This is a genomic window from Streptomyces sp. NPDC058697 (genome assembly GCF_042715345.1).
GTDB lineage: Bacteria > Actinomycetota > Actinomycetes > Streptomycetales > Streptomycetaceae > Streptomyces > Streptomyces liliifuscus.
The window spans coordinates 131,802-150,896 of sequence record NZ_JBHXSU010000005.1; the positions used below are offsets into that span (position 1 = coordinate 131,802).

Below are 19,095 nucleotides of genomic sequence, written 5' to 3' on the forward strand. Positions count from 1 at the left end.
ACTGGTCATGCGGACGTCTCCTGCCGCAGGTAGCCGATGAGCTCGCCGAGGGAGGTGAGCCGGGGGAGCAGGTCCTGGACCGTCAGCGCGCCCACGGCGGGCAGGCGCTCGGTCAGGCGCTCCTTGAGTTCGACCAGGGCGACCGAGTCGAGGCCGAGGTCGTCGTGGAAGCGGGAGTCGTGCGAGAGGGCGGTGGGGTCGTAGCCGCCGAGCGCGGCGACGGTTTCGTACACCGCGGTGGCCACGGGGTCTCGGGGTGGAGTCACGGTCGCTGACACGGCTTCTGCGGGCGGAGGGTCCACCTTTGGCGCCTGCGGCTCCTCCTGTACGGCGGGTGCCTGCGGCTCCTCTTGTACGGGGATGGGGGCGCCCGGTGTCTCCGTACGCGTCGGCCCTCCCGTGTGCCAGAAGCGACTGTCCGTGGCGAAGGTGTACGGGGTCAGGCGTGCCGGGGTGTGGTCCCGGCCGGGGTGGGCCGCCGCCGTCCAGTCGATGTCGATGCCTGCCCGGTAGAGCGCGGCCACGGTTTCGGCGAGGGCGCGGCCGCCCGACTCGGAGTCCGGGAGCGGGTGCAGGGCGACCGGGTCGGCGGACCGGTCGCGGGCTTCCGGGGCGGTGGGCCGGTCGTCGAGGCGGCGGGCGAGGGCGGTGAGGACCGGACGGGGGCCGAGTTCCAGAAGGTGCGTCGGCCGTTCGTCCAGGAGCTGGGCCGCGGCGTCGGCGAACAAAACCGGGGCCTCGATGTGTTCGGTCCAGTACGAGGCGTCCAGCTGCTCGGACTCCAGGCGCTTGCCGCGGAGCGTCGAGTAGAACGGCAACCGCGGTGTCCCGCCCGCTACTTGCTCGGCCACCCGGCGAAACGCTTCGAGCGCCGGACGCATCAGCGGCGAGTGGAAGGCGTGCGAGACCTCAAGGCGGCGGAGTCGTACGCCGTCCAGCTCGCGTGACTCCGCGATGCGGTCCAGCGCGGCCAGGTCGCCCGAAATCACGGTCGAGCGGGGGCCGTTGAGGGCGGCGAAACCGACCAGTGGCTCGCGCTCGACCAGATCGCGCAGCCGGTCCGCGGAGGCGTGCACCGCCAGCATGGCGCCACCGTCGGGGAGTTGCTCCATCAGGGCACCCCGTACGGCGACCAGTCGCGCCGCGTCTTCGAGAGGCAGCGCCCCGGCGTGCACGGCGGCCGCGAACTCGCCCACGCTGTGGCCGAGCAGCAGGGCGGGGCGTACGCCGACCTCGGCGAGCGTGGCGCCGAGCGCGTGGCCGACCGCGAACAGGGCGGGCTGGGCCCAACCGGTCCTGTGCACCGCCGGGTCGCCGGTGAGGAGCAGGTCTCGGACGGAGCGGCCGGTGTGCGGGAGCAGTGCGGCGTCGGCGCCGTCGAGGTGCCGCCGGAACAGGGCGGACTCGCGGTAGAGGCGGGCTCCCATGCCCGGGTACTGGGCGCCCTGGCCGGTGAACAGCCAGGCGGTGAGGGGGAGTTCGGGGGAGAGGCTGGCGATTCCGGTTGAGCCGGTCGAGCCGGTTGAGCCGGTTGAGCCGGTTGAGCCGGAGGAGCCGGAGGAGCCGGTCGTGCTGAGCGGCTCCACAGCCTTGGCTGCCTCTCGCAGTCGTACCGCCAACTCGGCACTGTCCCCGGCCACGACCGCACTCCGGTGGCTGTGCCCGGTCTTCACCCGCTGCGATGCCCGGCACAGTGGTCCGAGCGGGGTGCGTCGCCGGCCGATGGTGTCGGCCTGCGTCAGCAGATTGCGGCGGAGGGCTCCCTCGGTGGGTGCGGTGAGGACGAACACCTCGGCGCCGAGGCCGCTGCCCGACGGCTCCGGCAGGCGGTCCGGCAGGCCGACGCCGGAGCGGTCCGGCGTGGCGACCGCGCGCCGCGTTGCGGCCGCCTTCCGGATCGGTGCCGACTCCAGCACCGCGTGCGCGTTCGTACCGCCCATTCCGAAGCTGCTCAGGCCCGCCAGCACCGGTTCTCCGGAGGGCAACCGCAGGGGAGCCTTCAGGAGCCGCAACCCTTGCTCCGCGAGGCGTAGTTGGGGGTTCTCGCGGGCCGCGTACCGGCTCACCGGGACCGTGCGGTGGTGGAGGGACAGGCACGTCTTGATGAGGCCCGCGATGCCGGCGGCGCCCTCCGTGTGGCCGAGGTTGCCCTTGACCGAGCCGAGGGAGAGCGGGCGCGGGCGGGGCCGGTCGGCGTGCAGGTGGCCCAGCGCCCTCGTCTCGATCATGTCGCCCAGGGCCGTACCGGTGCCGTGGGCCTCCAGGAAGGACACCTCGTGCGGATCGGCGCCCGCCCGGCGGCAGGCCGTCGCCAGGACCTCCTGCTGGGACCAGCGGGAGGGCGCGGTGATGCCGTTGCTGCGGCCGTCCTGGTTCACGGCGGTGCCCCGGATCACCGCGTACACCGGATCGCCGTCGGCGAGCGCGTCCGCGAGGCGGCGGAGCACCACCGCGCCCACGCCCTCGCCGCGCCCGATCCCGTCCGCCCCCGCGCTGAACGGCTTGCAGCGCCCGTCCGGCGCGGCGAGGCCGGCCTTCTCGTAGAAGAGGCCGAGCGCCGGAGTCAGCGCGAGATTGACCCCGCCCGCGATCGCCCGGTCGCACTCCTCGGTCAGCAGCGCGTTCACCGCGAGATGCACGGCCACCAGCGAGGACGAGCACGCCGTGTCGACGGCCATGCAGGGGCCGCGCAGGTCCAGGTGGTAGGAAATCCGGTTCGCGATCATGCAGTAGCCGTTGCCCGAGCCGATCTGCGGGGTGATGCGCGCCGGGTCGGTCAGCGTGAGCTGCGCCCACTCGCTGCCCATGACCCCGACGAACACCCCGGTCGGCGAACCGGCGAGCCGCCCGGGTGCCAGCCCCGAGTCCTCGACGGCCCGCCACGCGCACTGGAGCATCAGCCGCTGCTGCGGATCCATCGCGGCGGCGTCGCGGGGCGGGATCCTGAAGAACTCGTGGTCGAAGGCGTCCGCGTCCGCGAGGAAGCCGCCCTCCGCCGGGCCGCCCGTGAGCGACGGGTCCCAGCGGGGCGGCGGCACGGGGCCCGTCCCGTCGCCCGAGCGCATCAGCAACTCCCAGAACGCGCCCGGGTCTTGGGCGCCCGGGAACCGGCAGTCGATACCGGTGACGGCCACCGCGTTCACCCCTGGCCCTCCAACTCGGTCAGCAGGTGTCCGGCCAGTGCCCGTACGGTCGGGTAGTCCCAGGCCGCCGTCGGGTCGATGGTCACCTCGTAGTGGTCCTCGACATCGCCGCACAGGCTCAGCGCGGCCACGGAGTCGAGGCCGTATTCGGCGAGCGGGGTCGTCGGGTCTATCTCGGTGGGGGGCCGGCGGAGGTACTCGGCCACGCGGGTGGTGATCCAGGTGGTCAGGGTCTGCTCGGTGTGCGCCGTCGGTACGGGCATGACCGGTGGTCCTTTTCTTTTTGGCGGGGGGTTCCTGTGGTGTGTTTCGGCTGCGGGTGCGTTGTGGCTGGTCGCGCAGTTCCCCGCGCCCCTAAAGGCAGCCGTTGTACAGGTCGAACGTGCGTGACTCCTCGTAGCGCGATAGGAGTTCGTCGCGTAGGGGGCTCGCCCACCTGTCCGGCACCGGGTCTGTGCGCAGGCCCAGGCGGCATGCTGTGCGGTGGAGGGCGGCGCCCAGCCAGGCGGGGTCGGACAGGAAGCCGGAGCGTGCGGACCGTGCCACGCCTGTGGCGGCTGCCGCGCCGAGCAGTTCCGCGTAGCGCGCGGCCAGGGCGAATGCGTCCGGGGAGGCGAGCGGCGTGCGGTCGGCCGGGGGCAGGGCGCGGGCCCGGTCGCGTACGGCCGAGAGGTCGGCGGCGAGGTCGGTCAGGAGGGGGCGTACGGCGGCGGGGGCACCCTCCGGTGTCAGGGCCCCGGTGAGTGGGTCGCCCGTCGCGGACAGTGTGAGGCGGTCGAAGGGGATGCGCGGTGGTGGAGCTGTGGCGTCGGCCGGGGTGAACAGGGCGTCCAAGGGGTCGAGTTGAGGTGCCGTGGTCAGCCTTCGTAGTTGGGGGATCAGGGTGGCCAGGCATGCCGTGGGTCCGGCGTGTCCGAGGCTCAGTACCGGGAGGTCCCGTAGGTGTTTGCCGAACACCGCGTGCTCGCCCTCGCGCAGGTAGAAGCGGGCACCCAGCACCACCGAGAGGTCCCGCACTGTGCGGCTCAGCAGGCGGGGCACGAGGTACTTGACGGCGGCGGCGGTCACGCTCGCCTGCTCGGGGCGCAGTTGGACCGTACGGGCGGCGGCCAGCGACAGGCTGTCGCACAGGAGGAGGTCCGCGAACGCGGAGGTCAACGCCCCGGCCGCGTGCGGGAGTTCGAAGACCCGGCGGCGGTACAGGCGTCGGTCCAGGGCGAAGCGGAGTACCGAGCGCAGGCAGGTGTCCACCGTGCCGATCGCCATCCCCGGCAGCGCGCTGCGCGTCACCTGGAAGGAGCGCAGCGCCACTTCGCCGCCCCTGCCCTCGGCGCCGACGAGCGCCGACGCGGGCAACGGGCAGCCGTGGAAGGCGAGTCCGGTGAGCCGGCAGCCGCGGACGCCCGCGGTGCGATAACGGGCCATCCTTTGGAGACGGTCGGCGGGCACGTCGTCCGGGCCGGCGAGCAGCACCGAGTGGCTGCGGCTGCCCGGTCCGTCGCCGGTGCGCGCGAACAGCACCCACGCACCGGCCCGGTCGGCGTTGTTGATGACCTGCTTCACGCCCTCCAGCAGATAGCCGCCGGCCACCGGGCGGGCCGCGAACTCGTTGCGCAGGAAGTCGTTTCCGTGGGCCAGCTCGTGGTACGCGACCGAGGCCCGGCCGCCGTCCAACAGAAGGCCGGCCAGGTGCCGTTGCTGCTCCGCCGAGCCCGCCGTCCAGACGTTGACGGCGGCCATGAACGAAGTGATGCCGTGCCCCAGACCAAGCCCGACGTCCCGCCGGAACACCTCGCGCATCACCCGGACCAGTCCGTCCAGGTGAGTGAGCCGTCCGCCGAGCTCCGCCGGTACGTACTCGGCGGCCAGCCCGAACCGGTCGAGCAGCGCCTCCCCGTCAGCGCTGAGCACGCTCTGTTCGTCTGCAGCGAGGAGCGCCGCGGAACCGAGCGGGTTCGCCGGGTCCCAGAAGTCCCCGAAGGACCGGGCGAGTTCGGCCGCCCGGTCGGCGGCGGTCAGCGTCGAGTACGGCATCTATGCCGCCCCCCGGCGCAGTTGGAGCCGCAGCAGTGAGACCAGCCGCCCGTTCCCGTGCAGCGCGAACGCCGCCTCCAGCAGCTCCTCCTGCGCGTCGGACGACGACTGTTCGCCCAGCCGCGCGAGCAGTCGCTCCAGCGCGGCCCGCAGCCACAGCCCGTTCCGCCAGACGCCCTCCCCGCCCGGCACCCCGGAGCCCGACTCCACCCACAGCCCCAGGCACGCCGCCCCGGCGAAGCACAGGCAGTACCGGCGCGCCACGGCGAAGGCCTCCTCGGGGACGTCTGTCACCACATCCGCGTGGGCGGCCATCTCCTCGTGCACGCGGTCGGAAACGGCCAGCAGGTGTTCAGCCAGCTCGGCCGCGTCCTTCAATGCCGGTTCCTCGGCGGCCCGTTCACGCAAGGCGGCTGTCCACGCCGGGAGCGCGGCCAATGGAGCCGCGCCCCGCCGTGCGGCCAACTGAAGCTCGGCCGGGTCGAATTCGGGGAGCGGGGCCGCGAGATCGCACGCCGTGCGCACGCCGTCGGCGGGTGGCGTCCGGCGCCGCCAGTGACGTACGAGCGAACGGAACTGAAGGATCAGCGAGTTGAGATTGACGAGGGTGTTTCCGTCGAAGAGGCCCACGATTCGGTGGTCCCGCTCGACCTTCTGGAACATGCCGTACGGGCCCATGCCGGGGCCCGACACCAGGAAGGCGCGGGCGCCCAGCAGTTCTCCGAGGGCGGTCAGCACGTCCTCCGTGCCGGTCGGCAGCAGGTACTTGGTGACGGCCGCGACGACGGAGAGTTCGCCGGTCGTGGTGTGCACCATGCGGGAGGCGACCAGGGCCAGCGCCTCATGGGTCAGGACGTCCGCCACCGCTCCCGCCAACAGGGCCTGTGCTTGCGGGAGTTCGGCCAGCGGGCGACCGTACAGGCGGCGTCCGCGGGCGAAGTCCAGGGCGATGCGCAGTCCGTGGTCGGCGGCGCCGAGGGAGAGCGACGCGCACATCGTGCGGGTCAACTGGAGGGATTTGAGGACGGTCTCGATGCCACCGCCCTCCGGACCGATCAGCGCCTCCCGGTCCACGTGCGCCCCGTCGAGGACGATTCCGGAGATGTCCGCGCCCCGGATGCCGTGTGTCGGAACCTTCGGCAGCGGACGCCAACTGCCGGGCGCCAGCGTCCTCTTGTCGACGAGCAGCACGCTGAATGCGCGCGGGCCGCCCTCGGCGCCGGTACGGGCGAGGAGGCAGAGGACCGAGCCGCGGGTGGCGTTGTTGATGAGCCATTTCTCTCCGCGCAGCACGAATCCCTCGCCGTCCGCGACGGCTTCGACCTCCCCCGCCAACAGGTCGCTCCCGTGGGCCCGTTCGGTGAGTGCCAGCGCCACGGGGACCCCCGCCCGGATGTCGCTCCCGAGCCGCGCCGCCTGCTCCTCGCCGCCCGCGACCCACACGCACACCCCGCCCAGATACGTCTTCCCGTGCGCGACCGCGACCGTCAGATCGCGCCGCGCCACCGTACGGACGAGATGCAGCGCGTGCTCGTAGTCGCGCAGCCGTCCGCCGTGGCGTACCGGCACGTAGTAGTCGGGCAGGCCCCAGTCGTCCAGGAGCCGGCAGATTCCCGCCGGGAACTCCTCGCGGGCGTCCAGTTCCAGGCCGGCGGCGTACGAGAACGGGGTGCGGGCGTCCGCCGGGTCCCCGAGCGTGTGCTCCAGCTCCTCGGCGAGGCGGTAGGGGGAGTGCTCGCCGTTCACGAGGACACCGCCGAGTCGTTGGGCAGGGCCGCCGCGTCTGCCGTGTCTGTCGCGTCGCTCACGAGGTCCCGTACGGCCGGTTCCAAGACCTCGTACAGGGGGGTGAGCGAGCCGTCGAGGAACAGGTCGCGCATGGTGGTGCGGCGGACCTTGCCGCTGGTGGTGCGGCGTACGGTGCCGGGCTTGACCAGGACCACGTTGCCCGCGGGCACGGCGAACTGCCGCCCGATCGCACTCTGCGCGGCTGTCGCCACCGCCCGCAGGTCCCCGTCCCGGACCGCGGCGAGCCGCACCTCCTGGATGAGGACGAGATGCTCGCGCTCGGAGCCGCCCGAGCCGCCGGAACCGCCCGAGCCACCCGAGCCGCCGGAACCGCCCGAGCCGCCGGAACCGCCCGAGCCGCCGGAACGTACCGCGAAGGCTGCCCCCGCTCCGCGCGTGAGCGACGGGGCCGCCGACTGGGCGGCCCGCTCGATGTCGTGCGGGTAGAGGTTCCGCCCGGCGAGGACGATGACCTCCTTCAGGCGTCCGGTGACGAAGAGTTCGCCCTCGTCCAGGACACCCAGGTCGCCCGTACGCAGCCAGCCGTCGGCCCCGAAACAGTCGGCCGTGGCCGCTTCGTTGCCGAAGTAGCCCGCTGTCACGCTCGGCCCGCGCACCCAGATCTCCCCGACCAGGCCGTCCGCGAGAGGCGCTCCCGTGCCGGGGGCGACGATCCGCACCTCACAGTCGCGGGCGCTCCCGCTGCCCGCGAGTGTGCGCCCCTCGCCGACGGCCAGGACGCCCCGTTCCAGGGCGGCCGCGTCGACCGTGCGGATCGTCGGTTCGGTGGCCGGGTCCGCGCCGGTGACCAGGAGCGTGGTCTCGGCGAGGCCGTAGCAGGGCGCGAAGACCTCGCGGCGCAGTCCGGCGGGGGAGAAGCGCTCCACGAAGGCGCGCAGGGTGTCGGCGCGTACCGGCTCGGCGCCGTTGGGCGCGCACCGCCAGCTCGACAGATCCAGCCGCGCCAACTGCTCGTCCGTGACCCGCCGTAGACACAGGTCATACGCGAAGTCCGGTGCGCCGGAGCCCTCCACGCGGTAGTCACCGATCATCTCCAGCCAGCGGCGCGGCCGTTTGAGGAACGACAGCGGAGACATCTGCACCGACAGACCGCCTACGTACAGGGAGTGGAGGAGATGACCGATGAGGCCCAGGTCGTGGTAGTGCGGCAGCCAGCCGCCCACCACCATGCCCTCGTGGGTGCCCGCCCAGCGGCCGATCGCCGCCTCGTTGGCGAGCAGGTTGGCGTGGCTGACCATGACGCCCTTGGGCTCGCTGGTGGAGCCGGACGTGTACTGGAGGAACGCCAGGTCGTCGGGGGAGATGTCCGGCGCCCGCCACGCGTCGGGGTCGCCGATGTCCTCCCGGTCGGTGGCGAGGCAGTGCACGTGCGGCATGCCCACCGACTCCAGCCACGCCTCCAGCAACGGCACGTACGCGCCCGTCGAGAGCACCGCGGATGCGCCCGAGTCCCTCAAAATGCCTGCCACCCGGGCGAGTTGCTGCCCCTGGTCGGTCGGCAGCGGTGCGGGGACCGCCACCGAGCCCGCGTACAGACAACCCACGAAGGCGGCGACGAACGCCGTGCCCGGCGGGTGGAGCAGCAGCACGGGCCGCCCGACGGCCCCGTGCTCGCGCAGCCAAGAGGCGATGCCGCGGGCCCGCCGGTCGAGACCGGCGTACGTCAGGTGCTCGGGGACCGACCCCTGCCCGTCGTCCGGGAGGAAGACGAACGCGTCGCGTTCGGCGAGGGCGTCCGTGCGCTCCCGCACGACGTCGGTGAACGTCCGGGGCGTGCCCTGCGCGGGAGTCCGCGGGGTGATGGATGCGGTGGTCATGCCAGGGAGCGTGGGAGAGCGGCCTAAACGCGGCCTTGTGGCGGGGGTGTTGGCGCAAGGGGGCTACAAGAACCGTTGCGGAGGGTGGAGTTCAGCGACACGGCTTCACCGACACGGCTTCACCGAAACGGCTCCGGCACCGCCCCGCACGGACTCCCAGGAGGCAGCTGATGCACGTACCGACGCAGGTGTGCGTGGTGGGTGGTGGGCCCGCCGGGCTGACGCTCGCCGTGGAACTCGCCCGGCGATCCGTGCCCGTGGTCGTCGTGGAGGCGAGCCGGCACTTCAACCGGTCCTTCCGCGGCGAGTCCGTCTCGCCCGACTCCGTGTGGCTGCTCGACCGCCTCGGCCTGCTCGACCGGCTCGACGGCGAGTACGTCCAGATGCACCACATGCGCATCCAGGACTCCGGCCACACCGTGTTCGCCGCCGACTTCGAGCGCTTCCGCTATCCGCATCCCTTCCCCGTCGAACTCCCGCAGCCCGCCCTGCTGTCCGCGCTCGCCGAGACCGGCGCGGCCCACCCCGGCTTCACCCTCCTCCAGGGCGCGACCGCCACCGGACTGCTGCGCGATGACGACGGCACGGTCACGGGGGTGCGGGTGCGCACCGCCGAGGGCGAGCGGGAGATCCGGGCGACACTGACCGTCGCGGCGGACGGACGGTTCAGCAAGGTGCGCGAGATGTCGGGTCTCGCCTACCGGACGGTGCCGTTGGAGCGGGACGTCATCTGGTTCAAGTTGCCCTTTCCGTACGGAGATTGGGACGACCGTACGTATCGCGTCCGCATCCGGGGAGACCAGCACGGGCTGTTCATCCCGACCCGGCCCGACAGCGTCCGGGTCGGCTTCAACATTCCCAAGGGCGGCCTCAAGGAGATGCGGGGGCGGGGACTGCCACGCCTGTACGAACGGCTCGACGCGCTCGCCCCCGAACTGTCCGGCGCGGTGCGCGAGCAGGTGCGGTCCTGGTCGGACACGTCCATGCTGGACATCTTCACGACGGTCGTGCCGCGCTGGTCCGCGCCCGGCATCGTCCTCGTCGGAGACGCCGCCCACACGCTGACGCCGATCCTCGGGCAGGGCGTCAACCACGCCATCATCGACGCGGTCACGCTGGCGCCGCTGGTGGCGGACGCCCTGGACAGCGGGCCGGAGGCGCTGAACACCGCGACCCACGCGTTCCAGCGCACCCGCGAGGCGTCCGTGGCCCGCTCCAGGGCCCTCCAGCTCCGCCAGGAACGCCTCTTCACGCTGCACGGGCGCCTCGGCGGAGCCTGGCGGCGCACCCTCTACCGGGCCGTGAACCGCAGCGAGTTGCTCACCCGCCGGGTGCTGGCCGGGGCGTACTTCCAGCTCCAGGAACCGGGGGAGCGGGTTGCGAAGGTGCAGGATGCGGCGCGCTGAGGGGCCGTCGGCCGGGGCAGGGGTCGGGTTCGGTGGCGGGGGCCGGGTGCTGTACGCGGCCTGCGCGCTGAGCCAGTTCCTCGTCGCTGCCGGCGCCTCCGTGGTGACCACCATGGGCCCGGCACTGCGCGAGGCGAACGGGCTGCCCGCGAGCCGGCTGCCGTGGGCGGTCCTCGTGTACGTCCTCGCGCTGGGCCTCCTGGTCCTGCCGCTGCGCCTGCTGATCCAGCGCACCCGGCCGCTTCCGGTGCTGATCCTCGGGCTGTGGCTCTTCGTCCAGTCGTCGGTGGCGTTGACGCTGGTGTCCGGCGCGGGGGCCTTCCTCGCCTTCCGGGCGGTCCAGGGGGCGGGCGCGGCGGCGCTCACGGCGACCGCGCTCGCCCTCGTTCTTGCTCCTGTCGGGCAGCGCCCGGATCGGCTCCTCCTCGTGTGGAGCGCCGTGGTCGTCGCCGGTTTCGGTACGGGGCTTGCCGTGGGTGCGGTCGTCGGCGCCGACTGGAGGTGGGCGCTGTGGGCGAACGTGCCGTTGACGGCGACCGCCGGTATTCCGCTGGTACGGCTGCTGCGGTGGACTCCCCGGCGGGACAAGGCAGTTGGTGCGGGCGCGGGTGCGGCCTCAGGCGATGGTGACGGCTTGGGTGTCGGGCAGGGAGACGATGCTCAGGATGCCGCCGCGTGAACCGTCCCCAAGCCGCCGTAACGGCGGACCAGGGGTGCCACCTCGTCCAGCAGCCACCCCTCGTGCGTCCGCAGGAAGAAGTGCCCGCCCGGCAGGACCCGCACCTCGCAGCCGCGTGCCGCGTACCGGCGCCACGCGGTCACCTCGGGGACCCGTACGAGGGAGTCGTCCGCCCCGGCGAACAGGTGGAGGGGCACGCGGACGGGCCCGCCGGTCGGGCCCCCGCTCGCGCACAGCGCCAGGTCGTCCCGCACCACGGGCAGCAGCGCCCGCAGCCACTCCGGGTGCCCGAGCAGGGCCTCTGGCAGCCCGCCGAGTGCGACCAGCGCCCGGGCCAGGTCGAAGTCGGCATCGGACTCGGCATCGGAACCGAAGTCGGCATCGGAGCCGTCGGCATCGGAGTCGCCATCGGAGCCAAGGCGCGGCGGCGGCAGATGCGGGGCACGGTACGCGGCGAGCAGGGCCGCGCGCGGAAGGGGCGCTCCCCGCTCCTGACGCCGCCGGATCAGGGCGTACGCGATGAGGGCACCCATGCTGTGCCCGTACAGGAGATGTGGTGAGGCCAGCACCTCGTCGAGTTCCTCGTCCAACTCCTCCACCAGCGGGGCGAGTTCGGTGAAGCGGGGCTCGCCGGACCGCCCCTCGCGGCCGGGCAGCCGTACCGGCAGGACGTCCACCGAGGCGCCCCGCGTGTCGAGCTCGTGCTGCCAGCGTGCGTACGCCGAGGCCCCGCCGCCCGCGAAGGGGAAGCACAACAGCCGTACCGGCGCGTGCGGTTGCGGTGTCCGGGCCAGGTAATCCGTCATCGTCATGGCATCACCACGTGGGCCCCCGTCGCGGCGCCGCGCCACCCCGATGCCCGGTCGGGGTGCCCCTGCGCGGCGCCGCTCCACCCCCCATCAGAGTGGTCGCGGATGGCGTCCAGGGACGTGTCGCCCCGCAGGATCGCCTCGTGCAACTGCCTTACACGTACGGATGGTTCGAGTCCCAGCTCGTCCGACAGGACGCGGCGCAGACCCCGGAACAGCTCCAGCGACTGCCAGGAGCGGCCGCTGCGGTGCAGGGCGAGCATCAGCTGCGCGTGGAGGCTCTCGTGCAGGGGGTAGCGGGAGGCCAGGGCGGTGAGTTCGCCGAGGAGCGCGCGGTGGCGGCCCAGCCGGAGCTCCGCGCCGAAGCGCTCCTCCAGGGCGGTCAGCCGAAGCTCCTCCAGACGCAGAACCTCCGCACGCAGTACGGGTCCTGGCGACACGTCGGCCAGGGCGGGCCCCCGCCACAGCCGCAGCGCCCCCACCAGGAGCTCCGAACCCTCGGCGTCGGCGCCCGCCTCCAGTGCGGCACGTCCGGCCGAGGCGAGCCGTTCGAAGCGGGAGACGTCCATGGCGTCCGGCGGGGCGTCCAGGCGGTAGCCGACGGGTACCCGCCGCAGCACGTCCTTCGGACCGAGCACGTGATCGGGACCGAGCGCCGAGCCGATCATCCTGCGCAGCTGCTTCACGTACGTGTGCAGCGTGGCCTCGGCCGAGCGGGGCGGGCGGTCTCCCCACAACTCGTCGACCAGGGCCGAAACCCCCACCGGATTCCCGCGGTTGAGTGCCAGCAGAGCCAGGACCTGACGTGGCTTCCGTGCGCTCGGTACCACTGACGCCGGCCCCACCCGTGCGTTCAGCGGTCCGAGCACGGCGATCTCGATCACTCGTCCCCCCAGAGAGTGCGGCGTTCAACTGCCTTCCAGACCTTGGCAGTCGGCGTGCTGCGGTCGCCAGTGACGTGCCCACGAAAACATCATGAATCCCTCATACGCGGCACTTCTGGCACGCCCCGGCGAATGCGCCCCCTCCAAGGCCCACTGTCCGTGACCGGGTGCTTGCCCTTAGCATCCCCGCATCAGCACAGAGGGCGCTCTGGGAGACTTCTGAGGGGGAGTCGATGTCCGGTGCGGCTGAGCAGCTGACCAGCACATGGGTGGGGGAGTTCGACGGCAGGACCGCCGGTGTGCCGGTCACTCGGCATGCGTTCAGGACCGCGTTCGCGATCACGGCGGGATTCGTTCCGCTGGGCGCGGCCGCGATCGCCACTACACACCCCGGGCGGGGCGCGGCGGCAGCAGCCGTGGGAGCCCTGCTGGGGACGTACGTCCTGCATCTGGTGACGGGCCGGGTGCGGGAGCGCCGGCGTGCCCTGACGATCGCGGCACAGGGCCTACTGGGCTTCCTGCCCGCCCTGACACCCGTGGCCGTCTGGCCCGGCACGGCGGGGTACTTCGCCGGCGCGCTCCTGGTCAACTTTCCTGGCCTTGGAGGCCGTTCGCTCGCCGCTCTCGCGGTCGCCGCGACCTGTGCCGCGGCGCTTGCGGAGGGGGCGGACTGGGCGGACGGGCTGTACGCGGGGGCCGTCACCGGGGGCACGGCACTCGTCCTGCTGGGCGCGGCCCGGTTCGTGGAACTCGTGACCGCCGCGCACCACGAGCGCGAGACACTCGCTTGGCGGGCCGTCGAGCAGGAGCGGCGGCGGTACGCGCGCGATCTGCACGACCTGCTCGGCTACAGCCTCTCCGCCATCACCCTCAAGGGTGATCTCGCCCGGCGGCTGGTGCTGTTGCAACCCGACCGCACCCGTGAGGAGCTCGACGGGATACTCGGCGTCGCCCGCGAGGCGCTCGCCGACGTGCGGGCCGTGGCGCGCGGCTACCGGGAGCTGTCCCTGGCCGTCGAGGCCGAGTCCGCACGCTCGTTGCTCGCCGCGGCGGGGATCCGGGCCGGCCTCGATGTGCGGTGCCGGTGCGAGGGGCCGGTCGGGACCGTTCTCGCGACCGTTCTGCGGGAAGGGGTCACCAATCTCATCCGGCACAGCAAGGCGACGGAGTGCCGGATCGAGATCCGGGATGTCGAGGGGGGTTTCGTGCGGCTCACTCTGTCCAACGACGGGGTGGGGGCCGATGCGGGGGCGCTTCGCGGGTGCGGTGGCGGGGCTCGGGGTGGCCTCGACAACCTCACGGAGCGGATGGAGGCCGTCGGGGGGCGGTTGACCGCCGGCACGGATGGGAAGGGCTGGTATTTGGTGGTCGCGGAGGCGCCTTGCGGTGGTGTGTGACCTGCGGGCCCGGTGGGGGCTGGTCGCGCAGTTCCCCGCGCCCCTAAAAAGCCGGGGTTGCCCTCGCCCCTGGCAGACAAAGAACAGGGGCGCAGCCCCGTTCTTTTGGGGGCGCGGGGAACTGCGCGCTCAGCCCAAACGGACCGGCACCCAAGTCGCAGCATCAACCCCCACCCACCCAGGGGCGCGGGGAACTGCGCGAGCACCCCCCCACCGGCCCGCACCCGCAACCGAACCTCACATCAGCCACCCCGACTCCGCCGCAATCCGAACCGCATCCACGCGATTGCGGGCGTTGAGCTTGGTCACGACCGAGGTCAGATAGTTCCGCACCGTGCCCACGGACAGATGGAGCGCCTTGGCGATCTCGGTGGCGTCCGCGCCCTGCGACGCGAGACGCAGGATCTCCGTCTCGCGCCCCGTGAGAGGCGACTCGCCGTTCGCGAAGGCGGAGAGCGCGAGCTGCTGGTCGATGACCCGCTCACCGGCCGCCGCCTTGCGGACGACCTCGGCGAGGTAGGACGCCGGTGAGTCCTTGAGGACGAACCCGGCCACCTGCTGGGCCAGCGCCCGCCGCAGCGTCCCCGGCTTGCCGAGGCTGGTGATGATCACCGTTCGGCAACCGGGCAGCCGTTCGTGCAACTGCCCCGCCGCGGTGATCCCGTCCGTGTGCGGAAGGTCGTAGTCGATGACAGCCACATCCGGCCGTACGGCAAGTGCCGCCGAGAGGATCGCGTCGCCCCGGTCCACCTCGGCCACGACCTCCAGGTCGGGTTCGAGATTGAGCAGTGCCACCAACGCACCGCGCACCATCGAGACGTCCTCGGCCAGCAGAATCCGTATCAACCCGCCCCCAGCTCTCCTACGGGCGCGACTCCGCAACCCCCTTGCGAGGAAGTCTAGTTGGGTCATATAGCCGAGTTGTGCAGGACTTGTGTGCAGGGGTCCGTTGTAGGGGCGTACCGGGGTCAGGTCCGGCCACTCACGGGGCGCTCGGTGCGCGTGGGGATGTCCGGATACGTCGTACGCGCCTCCTCTTCGAGCCCCGCCCGCCGCTGCAGCCGTCGCAGGGGTGCCGGGGCCCACCAGGTGGCCCGCCCGGTGAGCCGGAGCACGGCGGGCACCAGGAGGGCCCGCACGACCATCGCGTCCATCAGTACGGCCAGTCCCACGCCCAGGCCCAGCATCTTGATGTTGGTCACGCGCGAGGTGCCGATCGCCACCATCACCACGGCCAGGATGAGCGCCGCCGCCGTGATGAGCCCGCCGGTGCGCCGGATGCCGAGGACCACCGCGTCACGGTGGTCGCCGCCGAGCTCGTACTCCTCCTTGATGCGTGAGACCAGGAAGACCCCGTAGTCCATGGAGAGTCCGAACGCCACGCAGAACATCAGCACGGGCAGTGCCGTCTCGATGTCCCCGGTGGGTGTGAAGCCGAGCGCGCCGGACAGGTGCCCGTCCTGGAAGACCCAGACCACGGCTCCGAACATCGCGGTCAGGCTGAGCCCGTTGACGACGACCGTGAGGAGCGGAAGCAGCACGCTTCCGGTGAGCAGGAAGACCAGGATCAGCGTTGTGACGGCGATCACCGCGAGCGCCCAGGGCAGCCGCTCGGCCGTCCCGTGCTGGGTGTCGGCGAGCACGGCGGCCGGTCCGGTCACCGAGGTCTCGAAGGAGGCCGGAACCGCGCGGATCTTCTTTACGAGACTCACACTCTGCGGTGAAGCGCTTTCCGCCGAGTGCAGTACGGAGACGTATCCGGCGGCCGGGGGCGCGTCGTCCACGCGCCTCCCGTCCACGAACCTCCCTGCGGGGCCCGCGACTTGGACGACGTACGGCAACCGCGACACCTCGCCGCTGTACTCCGCGAGCGCCTCGGGGGCCGGCTTCCCCTCGACGAGTACGGCCAGTGCGCTGCCGGGGCTGCCCGGGAACTCGTTCCTCAACTCCTCCTGCACGACCCGGGCTTCGGTGCTCGACGGCAGCTGGCGGTCGTCGGCCGTGCCGAACCGCACGTCCTTGAACGGCAGTCCGAGCGCGAGCAGCACGGCGACCGTGCCGACGGCGAACAGCGGGGCGCGTCGCATCACCAGCCGGGCGAGCCGCGCCCAGCCTGCTCCCGGATTCCCGCCGCGCCTGCCGACCGGCAGCCGCAGGGCGTTGACCCGGTGTCCCAGCAGCACGAGCGCCGCGGGCAGCGCGACGAGCGAGGCCGCGGCGGAGATGAGGACGACCGCGATACCGGCGTACGCGAGCGAGCGCAGGAAGTACTGCTCGAAGACCAGCATCGAGGCGAGACAGACCGCGACGGTCAGCGCCGAGTACAGCACCGTGCGACCGGCGGTCCGCAGGGTCACGGCCACCGCGTCCCTTGGATCACGGCCGGCGGCGAGCTCCTCGCGGTGGCGCCGCACCAGGAACAGCGCGTAGTCGATGGCGAGTCCGAGACCGAGGGCCGTCGTCAGGTTCTGGGCGTACACCGAGACGTCCGTGAACTCGGTGATCACCCGCAGTACGGCGTTCGTGCCGAGCACCGACACGATCCCCACGAGCAGGGGCAGGGCAGCCGCGACCGCGCTGCCGAACACCACGACGAGCAGGATCAACGTGACTGGCAGCGCGATGACTTCGGCCCGTACGAGGTCGTCGGCGATCACCTCCTGGGAGGCGTGCCGCACCGCCGCCGGGCCGCCGAGCCGGACGTCGACCGCGCCCTGTGCGCCCCGGTAGCGCGGCTCCAGAGCCTCCAGCGCGTCGTCGACCGCGTCCTCGTCCCCCTTGATGCGCGCGGTGATCAGCGCCTCGCCGCCGTCGCGGGCGCGCAGCGCGGTGTCCTCGCTCTGCCAGTACGAGATCACGCCCAACACGGCCTTCTCGTCGGCGAGTCGGCGGGCCAGGTCGCGCGCCGCGGACGCGACGGCTGGGTCGTCGACATCCCGTGATCCGTCGCGCGGCGACACGAGCAGCAGGAGATTCGGCTGGGAGGCGGGCCAGCGGCGCTCCAACTCGGCTGTCGCGTACGAGGATTCGGAGCCCGGGATCTGCGAGCCGCCGCTGCTCATGCGCTCGGCGACCCCACCGCCGACCACCACAGCGCCCGCGGTGAGCAGGAGTACCAGGAGGAGCAGCAGACGCGGCCGGCCGGTCACCACGCGGGCGACCCGCCCCCGCGGTCCGGCTGCGGACTGTGGTGACGAAGAGGTCGGCGAACTCGGCGATGTCTGCGAAGTCGGCGATGTCTGCGGTGTCATCGGCCCTGCCCTCCTGGACGGTCGCTCTTGCGAAAGACGATCGTCCGGTGAGGGGCTAAAGGGTCGGCTGGGGGCGTGTCCCGCCACGGCCGGCCCGGTGCAGGGGGCGTTTCACTCGCCGGGGGAGTTCAGATACGCGCGCCACCCTCCGTACGCCGTGATGTCCCGCGCGCCGTCGAGCGCGCCCGGCTCGCACAGGAAGCCGGGTACGTCGTCGCCGTCGGCCAGTTCGACCCGGCCCAGGGCCATCGGCCGGGGCAGCGCGGCGAGCAGGCGGCCCAGACCCTCGGCGGGCAGCCGCCACACCTCTGCCTCGATCGCGGCGCCGCCCTCGCCCACGTGGACGAGACCCGGCTTGGGCGGTTCGGTCGACAGGGCGTGCAGCCGGTAGACGGGCGCGGTCCTGGTCGTACGTTCCAACCAGGCACCCAGGGAGAGGAGTTGGCCGTTGAGCGGCTGGCCCGACAGGTGGGCGCCGACCACGGCGATCCGGGCCGTCGGCGCTTCCAGGGTCCGGGCGATCAGGGCGAGGCGGTCGTCGGTGAAGGCCGGGCCGATCAGCATCACGCCGAACGGGAGGCCCGCCACCTCGCCCGCCGGGACGGCCACGGCCGCCAGGTCGAGGAGGTTCGTGGAGTTGGTGAAGCGGCCGAGCCGGGCGTTGGAGCCGAGCGGGTCGGCGGCGACCTCGGCGAGCGTCGGGTGGCCGGGGGCCGTCGGGAGGAGCAGGGCGTCCGCGTCGCCGAGCTCCGCCAGCGCGCGGGTGCGCAGGGCCGCCAGGCGGTCCTGGTCGGCGAAGAGCTGGTGGGCCGGGATGTCACGGGCGCGGGTGATGATGCCGGCGACCGTCGGGTCCAGGCCCGCGCCGCCCTCGGAGAGCAACTTGTCGACAAAGCTGCCCACTGCGGTGTAGCGCTCGGCCACGAAGGCGCCCTCGTAGAGCATCGCGGCGGCCTCGGTGAAGGGGGCGAGGTCTAGGGGACGCAACTCTGCTCCCGCCGCGCGGAGTTGGGCCGCGGCCTCCTCGTACGCCTCCGCCCAGCCCTCGTCCAGTTCGCCGAGCTGTTCGCGGGGCGGGACGGCGATGCGCCAGGGGCCCGGGGTGCGCTGGGGGAGTGTGGGGAGGTCGCGGGCGGGTGGGGAGGCCATGTGGGCCAGGGCCTGTTCCGCCTCCTGGAGGGTGCGGGCGAAGACCGTCACGCAGTCGAGGGTGGCGCAGGCCGGGACCACGCCGTCCGTGGGGACGAGGCCTCGGGTCGGCTTGAGGCCCACGATGCCGTTGAAGGCCGCGGGGACGCGGCCGCTGCCCGCGGTGTCCGTGCCGAGGGCGAGGTCCACGATGCCGAGGGCTACCGCTACCGCGCTGCCTGAGCTGGAGCCGCCGCTGATTCTTTGCGGGTCGATGGCGTTGCGGACCGCGCCGTGCGGGGAGCGGGTGCCTACCAGGCCTGTGGCGAACTGGTCCAGGTTGGTGGTGCCCAGGGGGATCGCGCCTGCCGCGCGGAGGCGGGCGACGACCGGGGCGTCCGCCTCCGGGTGGTAGGCGTAGGCCGGGCAGCCTGCCGTGGTGGGGAGGCCTGCCACGTCGATGTTGCCCTTCGCGGCGAAGAGCTTGCCTGCTAGGGGGAGGTGTTCGCCTGCGGCGAGGCGGGTGTCGATGGCTCGGGCCTCCTCCTCGACCTCGGCCTGGGGGCGTAGGTCGATCCAGACCTCGGGGCGGGCTGTGGCCTCGATACGGGCGTAAGCCCTGCGGACGCGGGCCACTGCGTGGGGCTGGGTCTGGGGCGACATCTGTGCTCCTTGCTTGCGGTTCGTTGTCGGGTGCGGGCCGGTGGTCGTCTGTGCCCACCCGTTCCGCCCTGCGGA

13 protein-coding genes are annotated in these 19,095 nt (G+C 72.8%); 3 read left to right on the plus strand and 10 right to left on the minus strand.

Annotated elements, in window-relative coordinates:
• Positions 1–5 precede the first annotated feature (5 nt).
• The 5 genes from ACFWXQ_RS14215 to ACFWXQ_RS14235 all read right to left on the minus strand — a co-directional run bounded on the left by ACFWXQ_RS14215 (position 6) and on the right by ACFWXQ_RS14235 (position 8,803).
• Positions 6–3,143: a type I polyketide synthase gene (locus ACFWXQ_RS14215; RefSeq protein WP_383945020.1), complete on the minus strand. Its 3,138-nt coding sequence runs from the start codon at positions 3,141–3,143 to the stop codon at positions 6–8.
• Positions 3,140–3,406 carry an acyl carrier protein gene (locus ACFWXQ_RS14220; protein ID WP_266741536.1) on the minus strand — a complete coding sequence of 89 codons (267 nt, stop codon included), beginning with the start codon at positions 3,404–3,406 and terminating at the stop codon, positions 3,140–3,142. The genes ACFWXQ_RS14215 and ACFWXQ_RS14220 overlap by 4 nt, the downstream gene beginning before the upstream one ends.
• 91 nt (positions 3,407–3,497) lie before the next feature.
• Positions 3,498–5,177, minus strand: coding sequence for an acyl-CoA dehydrogenase family protein (locus ACFWXQ_RS14225; protein ID WP_383945025.1), 1,680 nt, complete (start codon positions 5,175–5,177; stop codon positions 3,498–3,500).
• On the minus strand, positions 5,178–6,923 hold the full coding sequence (locus ACFWXQ_RS14230) for an acyl-CoA dehydrogenase family protein (protein WP_383945027.1): 1,746 nt from the start codon (positions 6,921–6,923) through the stop codon (positions 5,178–5,180).
• Positions 6,920–8,803 carry a fatty acyl-AMP ligase gene (locus tag ACFWXQ_RS14235; RefSeq protein WP_383945030.1) on the minus strand — a complete coding sequence of 628 codons (1,884 nt, stop codon included), beginning with the start codon at positions 8,801–8,803 and terminating at the stop codon, positions 6,920–6,922. The genes ACFWXQ_RS14230 and ACFWXQ_RS14235 overlap by 4 nt, the downstream gene beginning before the upstream one ends.
• A 170-nt stretch (positions 8,804–8,973) precedes the next feature.
• On the opposite strand from ACFWXQ_RS14235, the gene ACFWXQ_RS14240 reads away from it, so the two are divergent.
• Together ACFWXQ_RS14240 and ACFWXQ_RS14245 are read left to right on the plus strand one after the other, a co-directional pair.
• Positions 8,974–10,209, plus strand: coding sequence for an FAD-dependent oxidoreductase (locus tag ACFWXQ_RS14240; protein WP_383945033.1), 1,236 nt, complete (start codon positions 8,974–8,976; stop codon positions 10,207–10,209).
• On the plus strand, positions 10,196–10,888 hold the full coding sequence (locus ACFWXQ_RS14245; protein ID WP_383945036.1) for an MFS transporter: 693 nt from the start codon (positions 10,196–10,198) through the stop codon (positions 10,886–10,888). Before ACFWXQ_RS14240 ends, ACFWXQ_RS14245 begins: the two co-directional genes overlap by 14 nt.
• On the opposite strand, the gene ACFWXQ_RS14250 is transcribed toward ACFWXQ_RS14245, so the two are convergent.
• Positions 10,870–11,700 (minus strand): thioesterase II family protein, encoded by an 831-nt coding sequence (locus ACFWXQ_RS14250; RefSeq protein WP_386268239.1) that lies wholly within the window; start codon positions 11,698–11,700, stop codon positions 10,870–10,872. The two genes, ACFWXQ_RS14245 and ACFWXQ_RS14250, sit on opposite strands and share 19 nt — an antisense overlap.
• Complete coding sequence (locus tag ACFWXQ_RS14255; RefSeq protein WP_386268358.1) at positions 11,697–12,578, minus strand: BTAD domain-containing putative transcriptional regulator; 882 nt, start codon at positions 12,576–12,578, stop codon at positions 11,697–11,699. The genes ACFWXQ_RS14250 and ACFWXQ_RS14255 overlap by 4 nt, the downstream gene beginning before the upstream one ends.
• Before the next feature lie 236 nt (positions 12,579–12,814).
• On the opposite strand from ACFWXQ_RS14255, the gene ACFWXQ_RS14260 reads away from it, so the two are divergent.
• Positions 12,815–13,978, plus strand: coding sequence for a sensor histidine kinase (locus ACFWXQ_RS14260; RefSeq protein WP_383945041.1), 1,164 nt, complete (start codon positions 12,815–12,817; stop codon positions 13,976–13,978).
• 237 nt (positions 13,979–14,215) lie between these two features.
• Here ACFWXQ_RS14260 and ACFWXQ_RS14265 read toward each other — a convergent pair whose 3' ends face one another.
• The 3 genes from ACFWXQ_RS14265 to atzF all read right to left on the minus strand — a co-directional run bounded on the left by ACFWXQ_RS14265 (position 14,216) and on the right by atzF (position 19,020).
• Entirely contained in the window at positions 14,216–14,824 is a 609-nt protein-coding gene (locus ACFWXQ_RS14265; protein WP_383945043.1) for a DNA-binding response regulator, read from the minus strand.
• A 122-nt stretch (positions 14,825–14,946) separates the two neighbouring features.
• Entirely contained in the window at positions 14,947–17,229 is a 2,283-nt protein-coding gene (locus tag ACFWXQ_RS14270; RefSeq protein WP_383945046.1) for an MMPL family transporter, read from the minus strand.
• A 111-nt stretch (positions 17,230–17,340) separates the two neighbouring features.
• Positions 17,341–19,020, minus strand: a complete 1,680-nt coding sequence (atzF, locus tag ACFWXQ_RS14275; protein WP_383945048.1) for an allophanate hydrolase — start codon at positions 19,018–19,020, stop codon at positions 17,341–17,343.
• Between the last annotated feature and the right edge of the window lie 75 nt (positions 19,021–19,095).